We start from the raw sequence: 13,685 nt of genomic DNA on the forward strand, positions 1-13,685 counted from the left end.
AGAATTGTTTTTCTTTAGTCTTCGAGAAGCTTTTGAAGCAACACACCGTTGAGCATAGCGCGCTTGATCATTGCAAAAGCTCCCATCGTAGGATGTTTATCGATCTGTGATGCTACAATAGGCAAGCCGCTATGGAAAGTCGTTAACGACTGATTCTCTACATTGCGCTTAATTGCAGGGAAAACAATCTCTTGTGCCTTGGTAATATCACCGGCAATGATAACTTTCTGAGGGTTAAATAAGTTAATCGTCATCGCGATAGCTTTACCTAACTGGTTTCCTACTCGAACTAAGCTTTGCTTGGCTAGTTCGTCACCATTGATCGCGTGATCACAAACATCTTGGATCGTAATTCGTTCAAGCTCTGTTAAAGAAGACTCGTAGCCTTGCTTAATCAGCTTCTGCACTCGCTCAACGATAGCTGGGTTTGCGGCTACGGTTTCAAGACAGCCGAAGTTACCACATTGGCACTGCTCGCCTAGCGGATCAATTTGGATGTGACCAATTTCACCGACGTTACGGTTATGGCCTAAGAAAACTTGACCATTAACGATAATACCTGCACCTGTACCACGGTGAACACTGACCAAAATAGAATCTTGACTGTCTTTACTTGCTCCGAAGTAGTGCTCAGCAAGCGCCATTCCTCGAACATCATTCCCAACAAAACAAGCGACATGGAATGTGTCGCGAATAATATCGCTTAATGCGAGGTTATCGATGTCTGTGTTTGGCATGTACTCAACGACACCTGTCGTCGGGTTAACCAAGCCTGGAAGAGTGACACCAATGGCAATCAGTTGGTCGATCTTTGGTTGATGTTCAGCAATGAAAGCCTTCAAGTTATTGACCAAGCCTTGAGTAAGGTCTGATTGGTCGGAATAATTCAGGTCTTGCTGCTGGAAAGCCAACTCACGACCACCAAGGTCATGCAGGCTTATTTGAATATAGTCTCGGCCTAAGCGCACAGCGACAGAATGAAAAGGCTCTACTTCTGTGGTCAGGGAGATAGCGCGTCTACCGCCAGTAGACGCTTGCTGCGCGACCTCTTTAATTAGGCCGCGCTCTAAAAGTTGGCGGGTAATTTTTGTAACACTTGCCGGTGCGAGTTGGCTTACATCAGCCACTTGTATACGACTGATAGGCCCTTGTTGGTCTATTAGTCGGTATACCGCCGCACTGTTTAGTTGTTTAACTAAGTCTACGTTACCTATTTGTCCGCCATTCATACTTAATTGTGCTCGTATTGTCCGTTAACAACAGTCGCTTTAACGTTAAAATCTCGGTCAAATACAGCTAGGTTTGCAACCATGCCTTTTTTGATTCGACCTAGCTTGGTTTCTACACCGATAGCCGTAGCTGGGTATAGCGTAGCCATGCGAAGAGCTTCGTCTAAAGCGATACCAGCGTGCTCAACTGTATTCTGAACTGCTTCAATCATAGTCAGAGCCGAGCCGCCCAGTGTGCCGTTTTCATCAACACACTTACCATCTCGGTAATATACTTTCTTACCGACAAAAATAAAGTATTCCATGTCAGCACCTGCAGGAGCTGTGGCATCCGTCACTAATACCAACTTTTCTCCCTTGATTTTATGCGCAATTCTGATGTTTGCGTAATCAACGTGGAAACCGTCGGCAATGATGCCTGCGTACACCTCAGGTGTATCGTAAATCGCGCCAACCACACCAGGTTCACGACCAACCATAGGTGTCATTGCATTGAATAGATGCGTTGCAAACGTGATTCCCGATTCAAAACCTTGACGCGCTTCTGCGTAAGTTGCGTTGGTGTGACCAATAGAAACAACTACGCCAGCTTTACGTAGACGCTCGATGTGTTCTGGGTCGTTAAGCTCAGGAGCTAGTGTTACTTTCGCAACAAGGTCACTGTTCTCACAGATAAGCTCGATCATTTCGCTATCAGATTTGCGGATGTGATCGACGCTGTGGATGCCTTTTTTTGCAACGTTTAGGTACGGACCTTCAAGGTGCAGGCCTAAAGATTGGTTTTGGTATTGGTTGTGGTACTCGCGAGCTGCTGTGATAACGGCACGCATGTCTTCATCTGATGAAGTGATTAGCGTTGGAAGGAAGCTAGTACAGCCAGATTTAAGGTTTGCTTCGTGCATGATCTGCATGGTTTCTGCAGTGATCTCATCATTAAGCATTACACCGCCACAACCATTCAGTTGTAGATCAATGAAACCCGGGCTTAGGTTTGCTCCGTCTAGGTCGCGAACCTCGATTCCTTCTGGCAATTCAGAGATAGGACAAACTTTTTTGATCAGTTCGTTTTCAATTACAACAGCATGATCGGTTAGAACATCACTACCAGTGTAAATTTTACAGTTACTTAGCGCGTACATAGTCAGCTAATCCTTATTTCTTGAGATCTTTTAAATTCGTTCGTTACCTAAATGCGGACTTAGTTTGCGAGCATCATTTACGTAACGATTTATCTTTTATGGGCAAACGGCTCCAAAGTGGGAGTCTACTTAAGTTGTTGAAAAATAAATGAACAATCAGTCTTTATTATACATTTAGGTTCATTGTTAATGGTTATTCATACGGCAATGCAAGCCCAGAGATACCATCTTTTTGCCTAATGAGTAGATTTGGATTTTATCTATAAATGTTCATTTTTTTGAATGATAAAATAAGTTTTATGATCTCGCTAGCAAAAACCTCTGGATTTGGTAAAAACTGGTGATTACGATCACAAATGGTAAGGTTTTAATTTGCGGAGCAAAATTAATTGAATACACTGAATAGGACTAAATTGAGCGACTAAAATAAGTTTCTCAAACGAATTCTAAAAAATCCTATAGGGGGAAACAACTGGTGAATATTCTAGGATATGCACAGAAGCTTGGTAAGGCGTTAATGCTACCAATCGCAACGCTTCCGATTGCGGCGCTTCTTTTACGTTTAGGTCAAGGCGATCTACTTGATATTCCATTCATGGCGCAAGCTGGTGGTGCTATCTTCGGTAACCTACCATTGCTATTTGGTCTAGGTATCGCGATTGGTCTTTCTAAAGACGGTAACGGCGCAGCAGGTCTTGCTGGTGCAGTTGCTTACTTCGTACTAACAGCGACAGCAACGACAATTAACGCAGACGTTAACATGTCATTCTTCGGCGGTATCTTCGCTGGTATCATCGCAGGTCACTCTTACAACGCTTTCCACGCGACACGCCTTCCAGAGTGGCTGGCTTTCTTCGCTGGTAAACGTTTAGTACCTATCATGGCCGGTCTATTTGCACTTGTTGCAGGTGCTGTGTCTGGTGTGGTTTGGCCTGGTGTTCAATCTGGTCTAGACGCACTTGCTCACGCGGTATCAACGTCTGGCGCTATCGGCCAATTCGTTTACGGTACTCTTAACCGTGCACTTATCCCTGTAGGTCTACACCATGTATTGAACTCATACTTCTGGTTCGGTATGGGTACATGTCAAGAAATCATCGTTGCTGGTCAAGGCGCATTCGCTAATATCACTCAACTTTGTGTTGACCCAGCACTGGCTAAAACTCTAGTTGTTGGCCAAGAGCACACATTCACATTCGCTAACTCTGTAACTCCAGAAATCACTACTGTAGTTAAAGAAGTGACTGAAACTGTTAAATCTGGTGACCTACACCGTTTCTTCGGCGGCGATAAAGGCGCTGGCGTATTCATGAACGGTTTCTTCCCTGTAATGATGTTCGGTCTACCAGGTGCTGCACTTGCAATGTACCTAGCTGCTCCTGCTGAAAAACGTAGCCAAGTTGGTGGCGCACTATTCTCAGTTGCATTCTGTTCATTCCTAACAGGTATCACAGAGCCGCTAGAATTCATGTTCGTATTCCTAGCTCCTGCTCTATACGCAATGCACGCCGTATTTACAGGTCTGTCTCTAGTAGTTGCTAACATGTTTGGTACTCTGCACGGTTTCGGTTTCTCTGCTGGTCTTATCGACTTCGTATTGAACTGGGGTCTAGCAACTAAACCATTCGTACTACTACTAATCGGTCTTGGCTTCGGTGCTCTATACTTCTTCACTTTCTCTTTCGCAATCCGCGCTTTCAACTTAAAATCGCCAGGTCGTGAAGATGATGACGAAGCTGTTGCAGCTCCTGCTGGCGACGCACCAAAGGGCGACCTTGCACGTCAATACCTGAAAGCTCTAGGTGGTCACGACAACCTAACTTCAATCGACGCTTGTATCACTCGTCTACGTCTAACTCTTAAAGACCGCTCTGTTGCTGATGAAGTTGTTCTTAAGAAACTAGGTGCTAAAGGTGTGGTAAAACTAGGTGAAAACAACCTACAGGTTATCCTAGGCCCACTAGCTGAAATCGTAGCTGGCGAAATGAAAGCTATCGGTGCAGGTGAAGACCTATCTGATGTAAAACTTCCATAGTCAGGGAAGTACTTAACTGAGCTGTAATTAATACTCTCAAGTAAGTGTCAAATTGAAAGCCTCCCACATGGGAGGCTTTTTTGTGCCTACGATCTAAGAGTAACGAACGCGGTTCGTTCTATTCTTCATCGAATAGCAGAAATAATCGCAATTAAGGGACGGTTCTTATTGTGCAAAGGCAAAGAATTGTGGATGATTAGCAACAATGATCTTTCTATCTTTGACCGGTGCTCTAACCGACCGTTTCTTTGAGATGAAAGGTAACTTTCTCTGACAATACTAAATACATAGAGGTGCTATAGATGAGTGAAGCTGAGGCTCGTCCATCGAATTTCATTCGCCAAATTATTGATAAAGATTTAGCGGATGGTACACACAGTAGCGTGCATACTCGTTTCCCGCCGGAACCAAATGGCTACCTGCATATTGGTCACGCTAAATCTATTTGCTTGAACTTTGGTATTGCTCAGGACTACCAGGGACAATGTAATCTTCGTTTCGATGATACAAACCCTGAAAAAGAAGACGTTGAATACGTTGAGTCAATTAAGAATGATGTAAGCTGGTTAGGCTTCGAATGGTCTGGTGATATTTGTTACTCATCAAACTACTTCGATACGCTTTACGCTTATGCTGTGGAATTAATTAATAAAGGCTTAGCGTATGTTGACGAGCTAAGTCCTGATCAAATCCGTGAGTACCGTGGCACGCTAAAAGAGCCAGGTAAAGCGAGCCCATACCGTGATCGTAGCCCTGAAGAAAACCTAGCGCTATTTGAAAAAATGCGTGACGGTGGCTTTGAAGAAGGTAAAGCGTGTCTACGTGCTAAGATCGACATGAGTTCTTCATTCATGGTTATGCGCGATCCTGTTATCTATCGTGTTCGTTTTGCTCACCACCATCAAACTGCTGACAAGTGGTGCATTTACCCAATGTACGACTTTACTCACTGTATCTCTGATGCGCTGGAAGGTATTACGCACTCTATCTGTACGCTTGAATTCCAAGATAACCGTCGTTTGTACGATTGGGTTCTAGATAACATCACGATTGATTGCCAACCTCGTCAGTACGAGTTTAGCCGCCTGAATCTTGAATACACAGTGATGTCTAAGCGTAAGCTGAACCAACTTGTGGTTGAAAATCTCGTTCAAGGTTGGGATGACCCACGTATGCCTACTATTTCTGGCCTGCGTCGTCGTGGTTTTACTTCAAGTTCGATTCGTGAATTCTGTAAGCGTATTGGCGTGACTAAGCAAGAGAACATGATTGAATTCGGTTCACTTGAATCTTGCATCCGTGATGATCTGAACGAAAATGCACCTCGTGCAATGGCTGTTCTGGATCCAGTTAAGATCGTTATTGAAAACTACGAAGCCGATGCAGTAGAAACGCTAACTGTTGCAAACCACCCAAACAAGCCAGAAATGGGCACTCGTGAAGTACCATTTACACGTGAAGTTTGGATTGAACGTGATGACTTCCGTGAAGAAGCAAACAAGAAGTACAAGCGTTTGGTTCTAGGTAAAGAAGTTCGTTTACGTGGCGCTTACGTGATCAAAGCTGAGCGTATCGAAAAAGATGCAGAAGGCAACATTACCACTATCTTCTGTTCTTACGATAACGAAACACTGGGTAAGAACCCTGCAGATGGCCGCAAAGTGAAAGGTGTTATCCACTGGGTATCTGCTGATAAAGCGCTGCCTGCTGAGATTCGTTTGTACGATCGTCTATTCACAGTGGCAAACCCAGCCGCTGCTGATGACTTCGCTGCAACGCTAAACCCTGAATCACTTGTTACGCTAAACGGTTTTGTTGAACCTAGCTTAGCTGAAGGTGTTGCAGAGCAAGCGTACCAGTTTGAACGTACAGGTTACTTCTGTGTGGATTCGAAAGACTCTAAAGCAGGTGCATTAGTCTTCAACCGAACGGTTGGTCTACGTGACACTTGGGGTAAAACTGAAGCTTAATGCTTGAGTACTTAGTTTGTTAAAAGCGATCCAATAAAAAACCGGCTTAGAGCCGGTTTTTTTGTGTCTGAATAATGCGTGGATCTAAAGAATAATCTAGCGGACTTTCAGCCCTATATAAAAAACGCTGGCCTAAGCCAGCGTTCTATATTACTTCTTCGCTTTATGTGCGTCTGGATTGCCTTTGCAATCTCCGCTAATGCTTTTGCCGTATAAGTATAAACTGTGGTTTGTCAGTTGCACATTGTAACGCTGAGCAATCTCTTTTTGTCTTTCTTCGATGATGTCATCAGAGAATTCGATCACTTCACCACAGTCTAAACACACAAGGTGGTCGTGGTGGTGCTGTGTAGAAAGTTCAAATACAGACTTGCCGCCTTCGAAGTGGTGGCGAGTTACAATGCCAGCGTCGTCGAATTGGTTAAGTACTCGATAAACGGTTGCAAGACCGATTTCTTCACCTAGGTCAATCAGCTTCTTATATAAATCTTCAGCACTAATATGTTGGCAGTCTGGCTGTTGTAATACTTCTAAAATTTTGAGCCGTGGAAGGGTCACTTTAAGACCTGCATCTTTTAGCGCTTGATTATTGTCTGACATATACTTTCCTGTTGATGATCTGCAGCAATTAACAGAATTCAATATTAATACCATTATAGTTTAGTCAGACATAACAATAAACCACGAACTTCAAAGGGTTACTTACTGACATCACAATCTGTTTTGTAAATTGGAAGTATCTCACTTATAGTGGAGGTACGACCAGTCAAGGTGACGGTGTTTCTGATATGAACATGGAATGTTGTTATGAATAAGCAACTCGCAAAAATATATAAACCCAACATTGTAAAATTTGCTCTCAATATCTGGCCTCCTTTTTGGGGCTCGGGAATTCGAATAGCCCACATTAGCGCTGACTTTAGGGTTGTTAAGACGGTACTTAAGCTACGTTGGTGGAATAAGAACGCCAATCGTACTCAATATGGCGGTAGTATCTTCTCTCTTACTGATCCCGTTTACTCTTTGATGTTAATGGGAATTTTAGGGGAGCGGTATTATGTTTGGGATAAAGAGGCGAGTATTAACTTTATCAAGCCGGGCCAATCCGACTTGTATGCAGATTTTGAGATAAGCCAGGGGCAACTTGATGATATTTATCGTCAGACGCAGCTTGGTGAAAAGTGTTTCCCTGAGTTTATTATCCACGTGAAAGATAAGCAGGGGAATGTGGTTTCAGAAATTCAGCGTACCCTCTATGTAAGAAAGAAGCCGCAATTTAGAGATGATGACGAAGCATTAGAAGCTGAGTGTTAATGAATAGATTTTAAATAGCAAAAAACCTCCGATAAGGAGGTTTTTTCATATTTATATAATGGTTATTAATTGTAACAATTAACAACCAGCAGAGAATTAGTCTTCTAGCTCTGCTAGGCACATTTCTTCATGGATTTGTTTAACCCAATTAGATACGCGCTCATCAGTTAGCTCAGGTTGACGGTCTTCGTCGATACATAGACCAACAAATTGGCTGTCATCGCCTTCAACTAAACCTTTTGATGCTTCGAATTCGTAGCCTTCAGTTGATGTGTGACCTAGGATAGTACCGCCTTTCGCTTCAACGATGTCACGGATAGTACCCATAGCATCACAGAAGTATTCTGCGTAATCTTCTTGATCGCCACAACCAAAGATTGCAACAAGTTTAGTTGAGAAATCAATAGCTTCTAGCTCTGGGAAAAAGTCATCCCAATCACATTGTGCTTCGCCGTAGTACCACGTAGGGATACCAAGCAGCAGTAGATCGAAGTTATCGATATCTTCTTTGCTGCTTTTTGCAATGTCTTGAACGTGAACGAGCTGTTTGCTCAATTGCTTTTGAATCATCTTAGCAACAGCTTCAGTGTTACCTGTATCGCTACCAAAGAAGAGACCTACACTTGCCATAGAATCATTACCTTTCATTTTGTCTGTTGTCGGTGTAATAAAGTTCGGAAGAGAGTCGTTAGATCCCAGTTCCTTCCCAGCTTAGTTGGATTATCCCTTTGGCGATAAAACCCGCACAGCCAAGGAAAAGTACTAACCACACAATGCGACGACCAAATGCAGGAACATTTCCCTGCTTGAGAACGTCCTTAATTGCCATACCGATTAAAAAGAAAATCGCGGCAAACAGGAGATCTAAACCAACAGATTCGATGATGTTCATGTAGTCGTAAAGCATGGGAACCTTATATACCAATTTTGCTTGGGCGCACTATATCACTGTTGTGAGATAAAGTTAATCTGCAGTAATTACACAGCTCTCATTTATCTGCACGAAAAGAGTAGCTAAGCGATGAATTTTCTAATTGCTCTAAGCACTTCTGCTGGTTTTTCAGCATGCAGCCAGTGACCCGTATTGGCAATGACATGTGCCTTTGCGTTAGAAAATTGCTGCTGAACGGCCGTTTGATGCTCAGCTGTGAGGTAATCTGAGTCACCACCCTTTATTAGCAAGGTTTTGACCGAGGTTTTATCAATCGGTTCCCAACCAATAATTTGTGGGTAGTTGTTGAATAGCGAGGCAACGTTGAAACGCCATTCCATGATGCCTTGTTCTGATTTGAACAAAGATTTCGTTAAGAACTGGCGAACGCCATCAATCTCGATGTGTCTTGCGAGGATCTTTAGCGCATCTGTGCGTGAGGTTGGCTTTTCTTCAATCACGGCTTGTAGACCGGCGAATACGTTGTCGTGTCGACTTTGAGTGTACGCGACCGGTGCCATATCCAAGACAATCAATTTTTGCAACGCAAGGTGTTGTGTTAGTGCCATCGCCACTTTGCCACCCATAGAGTGACCAATCACGGTGACATCTTCTAAATCAAGATCATTCAGCAGTTGAGCTACATCTTGTGCCATTGCTTGATAATTATGAGAGTCGCAATGGAAGGATTGACCGTGGTTGCGTAGATCGATACTAAGCACTTTATGATCGGCTTTTAGATCCCTAGCGAGCAAGCCAAGGTTGTCCAGATTACCGAATAATCCATGGATCAAAACAATGGTGTGACCCTCACCTTCAATTTTATAGTTGAGCTGTACTGACATTTTTATCTTATTCATGGTGGGTTTGACGTAGAGTATCCGCGCGGATCTCGCTATAATCCCCCAGAGTTTAAACATTGAGATTGTGAAAAGCGAATGAAAACAATTGAGGTTGATGAGGACCTATACCGTTTTATTGCGGGTCAGACAGAACGTATTGGCGAAAGCGCTTCAGATATTCTGCGCCGCTTGTTACAGGTTGATAGCCAAGGCATGGCTCCGATCGAAGAGATCGTCGAGCCTAAAGGTATCGTTGTTAGCAAAGAGGTAGGCTTTACTCCAGAGAAGTTCGATGGCGTTAAAGAAATGCGCTCACTACTAATATCAGATGAGTTTGCATCACTAAAGAAAGCCATTGATCGCTTCATGCTTGTGTTATCAACACTGCATAAAATCGACCCTTTAAGCTTTTCAGAAGCAACTCAAGTAAAAGGCCGTAAGCGCGTTTACTTTGCAGACAATGAAGCTACGTTGCTAGCAAACGGCAACACGACGAAGCCTAAAGCTATTCCACAAAGTCCTTTTTGGGTTATTACTAATAACAATACAAGCCGAAAAAGACAGATGGTTGAGCAGCTTATGAGCCGCATGAATTTCCAAGCAGAATTGATAGAAAAAGTAACAGGTTCAATTTAACGAAATCTGATTTAAACCTCATAATATCCATGGATAAGAAGATATTATGAGGTTTTTTTGTTTTTAAATTTTATATATAAGGATGTCGAAAAATGGCTATGCACCCTCGTGCTGGGCAGAAAGCTCAGCAGGAAGATCTTCATAATATCCCGGCTTTAGTTGCGAACTATTTCTTACAGCAACCGGATGCTACTAACCCAGATCACAAAGTACTTTTCGGTACTTCAGGTCACCGCGGTACAGCAGACAAATCAACATTTAACGAAAACCACATTCTAGCGATTGCACAAGCGGTTGCTGAGGTTCGTGCCGAACAAGGTACAACTGGCCCTCTTTTCTTAGGTAAAGATACTCACGCTCTGTCTGAGCCTGCGTTCTCTACGGTTATCGAAGTGCTTGTAGCGAACGGTGTTGAAGTTATTATTCAAGAAAACAATGGCTTTACTCCAACACCTGGTATCTCGCACGCGATTCTTACTCACAACCTAGTGAATGACAAAAAAGCCGACGGCATTGTTATCACGCCTTCGCATAACCCACCTCAAGACGGCGGTATCAAATACAACCCGACGCACGGTGGCCCGGCTGAAGCTGAACTTACTCAAGCGATTGAAGACCGTGCGAACGTGATTATTGCTGAGCAAATGCAAGGTGTTAAGCGTACTCCTATCGCACAAGCTAAACAGTCTGATCTAGTAAAAGAAGTCGACTTAGTTGCGCCATACGTCGCTGATTTGATTAACGTCGTGGATATGGAAGCGATCCAGAAAGCAAACATCAAAATTGGTGTTGATCCACTGGGTGGCAGCGGTATTGATTACTGGCGTCAAATTGGCAAAGCGTACAATCTAGATCTTACTCTGGTAAGTGAAGCGGTTGACCCTTCATTCCAATTTATGTCTCTAGATAAAGATGGTGTGGTTCGTATGGACTGTTCTTCACCATACGCAATGGCGGGCTTGCTTGCGCTTAAAGATGAGTACGCACTAGCGTTTGGTAACGACCCAGATTACGATCGTCACGGTATCGTGACACCTAAAGGCTTGATGAATCCAAATCACTTCTTAGCGGTTTGTATTGATTACCTATATCGTAACCGTGAAGGTTGGGGCAAAGACGTAGCAGTTGGTAAGACACTAGTATCAAGCGCATTAATCGACCGAGTAGTTGCAGACCTTGGTCGCGAACTTTGTGAAGTACCAGTTGGATTCAAATGGTTCGTTGACGGTCTATACAACGGTCAGTTTGGTTTCGGTGGTGAAGAGAGTGCAGGTGCATCTTTCTTACGTAAAGACGGAACGCCTTGGTCAACAGACAAAGATGGCCTAATTCTTTGCCTACTTGCGGCTGAGATCACAGCTGTAACTGGTAAGAACCCACAAGAATACTACGAAGAGCTTGCTGCTAAACACGGTGAATCTAAGTACAACCGTATTCAAGCGGTAGCAAATGGCGCACAAAAAGACGTGCTTAAAAAGCTATCTCCAGAGATGGTTTCTGCTGAGACACTGGCTGGTGATGCAATTACTGCACGCTTAACACACGCTCCAGGTAACGGTGCTGCGATTGGTGGCCTGAAAGTGACAACTGAAAACGGTTGGTTTGCAGCTCGTCCATCAGGCACGGAAGACATCTACAAGATCTACTGTGAAAGCTTTAAAGGTGAAGAGCACCTAAAAGCAATTGAAGCAGAAGCTCAAGAGATTGTTAACCAAGTATTTGCAGCCGCTGGCCTATAATCCAATACGATTCATAGCGTTATCAAGCAAATAGTAGAAGGGTTGATGTGAAAGCATCAGCCCTTTTTATTTGTCTGTAAGTAAGTAAGTAAGTAAGTAAGTAAGTAAGTAAGTAAGTAAGTGGCTAAGACTAAGTCAACTCAATGGTTGAATGGATTAGCCGTGTGGCCAACTTTGTGGCATCACAAACCAGAATTGCCCGGGCTTGGTTTGCCCATGGACGAAGCGATCACCAAACTCGGTGATAGGCTGACTGTTGAAATCATCCGTCCCGGCCGCCCATTGTTCTTTGGTGAGAGGGTAGAGCGCTTCAGTGATTAGATGAGCTTGGTCTTGATAGCACCAAAAACCGTTTACTTGGCTTGGGTTAATGTCGTAACCCAAACATTCAGTAGGTACTTTTTGATCTAAGAATGGGTTGGTGTATAGACGACCTTGCATAAGTAAGTGCTTTGAGTCGACATTGATCTCTGGATATTGCTCAATAAACGCTGCAGAAGAGGACATTGCCAACTGGTGGCTGAGCATTCTGTCGAGTTTCTTATCCAATTGGTCGTGAGAGTTGGGTCCAAACCATGTCTGTTCGTGGAGCAGGTAAAACTTAATCGCCACTTCCCAATGTTCCAGCTTTTGGTTGCTCCCTTCTTCAAGAATAAAGTCGATTGCACCGAGAGTTCTGCCTTCCACATTGATCTGAATCTCATCGTGCTTAATCGAGTAATTCGGTGAGGCAGTGATCACTTGTTCGCATAGATGTTGATAGAGGAAACCTAATCTAGGATTACCATCATAAGTATGTGATGAGTCGATGGAATGGTGGCTAGAGAATACCCCGAGATCAGAAATGGGTGGCTTAATTTCCAGTAGCGGCGGTGAGCCAATCATCCATTGGTAAAAACGTTGCAGTTCAGTCATCGGTTCCTCGTAAACTTTAGTCATCTGTTCTTAATAAACAGAGGGCAGGGCTTTCGACATTCTACCCGTAAATTGATATAACGACGTTATTATAAAGGTAAGCTGGAAATAAAAATGAATAACTTACAATTAGAAAAGCTACTTAACGAAAAACTGCAGCCACAGCAGATTAAAGATTACTGTCCAAACGGTCTTCAAGTTGAAGGCAATGCTGAAGTAAAACGCATCATTACTGGCGTGACGGCTTCTCAGGCTTTGATTAATAAAGCAGTCGAGCGAAAGGCTGATGCTTTGTTAGTTCATCATGGGTTCTTTTGGAAAGGTGAGCCAGAAGCCATTCGCGGGATGAAAGGTAAGCGTATTCGCACATTGATCAAAAACGATATCAATCTGTTAGGTTACCACCTTCCTCTTGATATCCACCCTGAGCTTGGTAATAACGCGAAACTGGCCGAGTTACTTGAGATTGAAGTCGAAGGCGGTTTGGAAGGGCACCCACAATCGGTTGCTATGTTTGGCAAACTAAAAACACCAATGACAGGTGAAGAGTTTGCCGTAAAAATTGACCAAGCTCTGAATCGCAAACCACTGCATATCGCTCCAGAAAACCAAAACAAAACGATTACGACTGTCGGTTGGTGTACTGGTGGTGGCCAAGACTACATTGAGCTAGCTGCTTCTCAAGGTATTGATGCATTTATCTCTGGTGAGATTTCAGAACGTACAACTTACTCAGCACGCGAGCAAGACATTCATTATTTTGCTGCTGGCCACCACGCGACTGAGCGATACGGTGTAAAAGCGCTAGGCGAATGGTTAGCGAAAGAGCATGGCTTGGATGTTGAGTTTATTGATATCGATAATCCAGTGTAAGAACAGATACGAGTCGAGTGTATCTCTCATGCCTTTGGAGAACCTCGTAAGCTTTTCTATAC

Annotated in this window: 13 protein-coding genes; 6 read left to right on the forward strand and 7 right to left on the reverse strand. The window is 43.6% G+C overall.

What is annotated here, in order from left to right; translation table 11 throughout:
• Window positions 1-14: 14 nt before the first annotated feature.
• Together nagC and nagA are read right to left on the reverse strand one after the other, a co-directional pair.
• Window positions 15-1,229, reverse strand: a complete 1,215-nt coding sequence (nagC, locus tag L4C44_RS10020) for a DNA-binding transcriptional regulator NagC (protein ID WP_061019534.1) — start codon at window positions 1,227-1,229, stop codon at window positions 15-17.
• A 2-nt stretch (window positions 1,230-1,231) separates the two neighbouring features.
• The gene (gene nagA / locus L4C44_RS10025) at window positions 1,232-2,368 is read right to left on the reverse strand and encodes an N-acetylglucosamine-6-phosphate deacetylase (protein WP_146490379.1); all 1,137 of its coding nucleotides are present in this window, start codon (window positions 2,366-2,368) and stop codon (window positions 1,232-1,234) included.
• A gap of 475 nt (window positions 2,369-2,843) precedes the next feature.
• On the opposite strand from nagA, the gene nagE reads away from it, so the two are divergent.
• Both nagE and glnS read left to right on the forward strand, forming a co-directional pair.
• A complete protein-coding gene (gene nagE, locus L4C44_RS10030) occupies window positions 2,844-4,403 on the forward strand; it encodes an N-acetylglucosamine-specific PTS transporter subunit IIBC (RefSeq protein WP_048612171.1) in 1,560 nt (519 codons plus the stop codon).
• A 302-nt stretch (window positions 4,404-4,705) separates the two neighbouring features.
• On the forward strand, window positions 4,706-6,373 hold the full coding sequence (glnS, locus tag L4C44_RS10035; protein ID WP_146490378.1) for a glutamine--tRNA ligase: 1,668 nt from the start codon (window positions 4,706-4,708) through the stop codon (window positions 6,371-6,373).
• 150 nt (window positions 6,374-6,523) lie between these two features.
• Here the strand turns inward: glnS and fcrX are convergent, their stop codons facing one another.
• Complete coding sequence (fcrX, locus tag L4C44_RS10040; RefSeq protein ID WP_048606469.1) at window positions 6,524-6,973, reverse strand: ferric iron uptake transcriptional regulator FcrX; 450 nt, start codon at window positions 6,971-6,973, stop codon at window positions 6,524-6,526.
• 207 nt (window positions 6,974-7,180) lie between these two features.
• Between fcrX and L4C44_RS10045 the strand changes: the two genes are divergently transcribed.
• Entirely contained in the window at window positions 7,181-7,687 is a 507-nt protein-coding gene (locus L4C44_RS10045; protein WP_060982212.1) for a DUF4442 domain-containing protein, read from the forward strand.
• A 96-nt stretch (window positions 7,688-7,783) separates the two neighbouring features.
• Here L4C44_RS10045 and fldA read toward each other — a convergent pair whose 3' ends face one another.
• The 3 genes from fldA to L4C44_RS10060 all read right to left on the reverse strand — a co-directional run bounded on the left by fldA (window position 7,784) and on the right by L4C44_RS10060 (window position 9,463).
• The gene (gene fldA, locus L4C44_RS10050) at window positions 7,784-8,317 is read right to left on the reverse strand and encodes a flavodoxin FldA (RefSeq protein ID WP_010436745.1); all 534 of its coding nucleotides are present in this window, start codon (window positions 8,315-8,317) and stop codon (window positions 7,784-7,786) included.
• Between the two features lie 58 nt (window positions 8,318-8,375).
• Window positions 8,376-8,594 (reverse strand): DUF2788 domain-containing protein, encoded by a 219-nt coding sequence (locus L4C44_RS10055; protein WP_009847328.1) that lies wholly within the window; start codon window positions 8,592-8,594, stop codon window positions 8,376-8,378.
• 107 nt (window positions 8,595-8,701) lie between these two features.
• Complete coding sequence (locus tag L4C44_RS10060; protein ID WP_146490398.1) at window positions 8,702-9,463, reverse strand: alpha/beta fold hydrolase; 762 nt, start codon at window positions 9,461-9,463, stop codon at window positions 8,702-8,704.
• 93 nt (window positions 9,464-9,556) lie between these two features.
• On the opposite strand from L4C44_RS10060, the gene seqA reads away from it, so the two are divergent.
• Together seqA and pgm are read left to right on the forward strand one after the other, a co-directional pair.
• A complete protein-coding gene (gene seqA / locus L4C44_RS10065; protein ID WP_017061953.1) occupies window positions 9,557-10,096 on the forward strand; it encodes a replication initiation negative regulator SeqA in 540 nt (179 codons plus the stop codon).
• Window positions 10,097-10,188: 92 nt separating this feature from the next.
• Entirely contained in the window at window positions 10,189-11,835 is a 1,647-nt protein-coding gene (gene pgm / locus L4C44_RS10070) for a phosphoglucomutase (alpha-D-glucose-1,6-bisphosphate-dependent) (RefSeq protein ID WP_428804969.1), read from the forward strand.
• A 156-nt stretch (window positions 11,836-11,991) separates the two neighbouring features.
• Here the strand turns inward: pgm and L4C44_RS10075 are convergent, their stop codons facing one another.
• The gene (locus L4C44_RS10075) at window positions 11,992-12,750 is read right to left on the reverse strand and encodes a DUF1853 family protein (RefSeq protein ID WP_428804970.1); all 759 of its coding nucleotides are present in this window, start codon (window positions 12,748-12,750) and stop codon (window positions 11,992-11,994) included.
• A 114-nt stretch (window positions 12,751-12,864) separates the two neighbouring features.
• Between L4C44_RS10075 and L4C44_RS10080 the strand changes: the two genes are divergently transcribed.
• Window positions 12,865-13,623: a Nif3-like dinuclear metal center hexameric protein gene (locus L4C44_RS10080; RefSeq protein ID WP_428804971.1), complete on the forward strand. Its 759-nt coding sequence runs from the start codon at window positions 12,865-12,867 to the stop codon at window positions 13,621-13,623.
• Window positions 13,624-13,685: the final 62 nt, after the last annotated feature.

It is taken from the genome of Vibrio satsumensis, from assembly GCF_050337435.1.
GTDB classification, from domain to species: domain Bacteria; phylum Pseudomonadota; class Gammaproteobacteria; order Enterobacterales; family Vibrionaceae; genus Vibrio; species Vibrio satsumensis.

What these genes read in the sequence shown, in the direction of transcription:
- nagC (WP_061019534.1), bottom strand. Translation starts at nt 1,229, where the DNA reads ATGAATGGCGGACAAATAGGTAACGTAGACTTAGTTAAACAACTAAAC.
- nagA (WP_146490379.1), bottom strand. Translation starts at nt 2,368, where the DNA reads ATGTACGCGCTAAGTAACTGTAAAATTTACACTGGTAGTGATGTTCTA.
- glnS (WP_146490378.1), top strand. Translation starts at nt 4,706, where the DNA reads ATGAGTGAAGCTGAGGCTCGTCCATCGAATTTCATTCGCCAAATTATT.
- fcrX (WP_048606469.1), bottom strand. Translation starts at nt 6,973, where the DNA reads ATGTCAGACAATAATCAAGCGCTAAAAGATGCAGGTCTTAAAGTGACC.
- L4C44_RS10045 (WP_060982212.1), top strand. Translation starts at nt 7,181, where the DNA reads ATGAATAAGCAACTCGCAAAAATATATAAACCCAACATTGTAAAATTT.
- fldA (WP_010436745.1), bottom strand. Translation starts at nt 8,317, where the DNA reads ATGGCAAGTGTAGGTCTCTTCTTTGGTAGCGATACAGGTAACACTGAA.
- L4C44_RS10055 (WP_009847328.1), bottom strand. Translation starts at nt 8,594, where the DNA reads ATGCTTTACGACTACATGAACATCATCGAATCTGTTGGTTTAGATCTC.
- L4C44_RS10060 (WP_146490398.1), bottom strand. Translation starts at nt 9,463, where the DNA reads ATGTCAGTACAGCTCAACTATAAAATTGAAGGTGAGGGTCACACCATT.
- seqA (WP_017061953.1), top strand. Translation starts at nt 9,557, where the DNA reads ATGAAAACAATTGAGGTTGATGAGGACCTATACCGTTTTATTGCGGGT.
- pgm (WP_428804969.1), top strand. Translation starts at nt 10,189, where the DNA reads ATGGCTATGCACCCTCGTGCTGGGCAGAAAGCTCAGCAGGAAGATCTT.
- L4C44_RS10075 (WP_428804970.1), bottom strand. Translation starts at nt 12,750, where the DNA reads ATGACTGAACTGCAACGTTTTTACCAATGGATGATTGGCTCACCGCCG.
- L4C44_RS10080 (WP_428804971.1), top strand. Translation starts at nt 12,865, where the DNA reads ATGAATAACTTACAATTAGAAAAGCTACTTAACGAAAAACTGCAGCCA.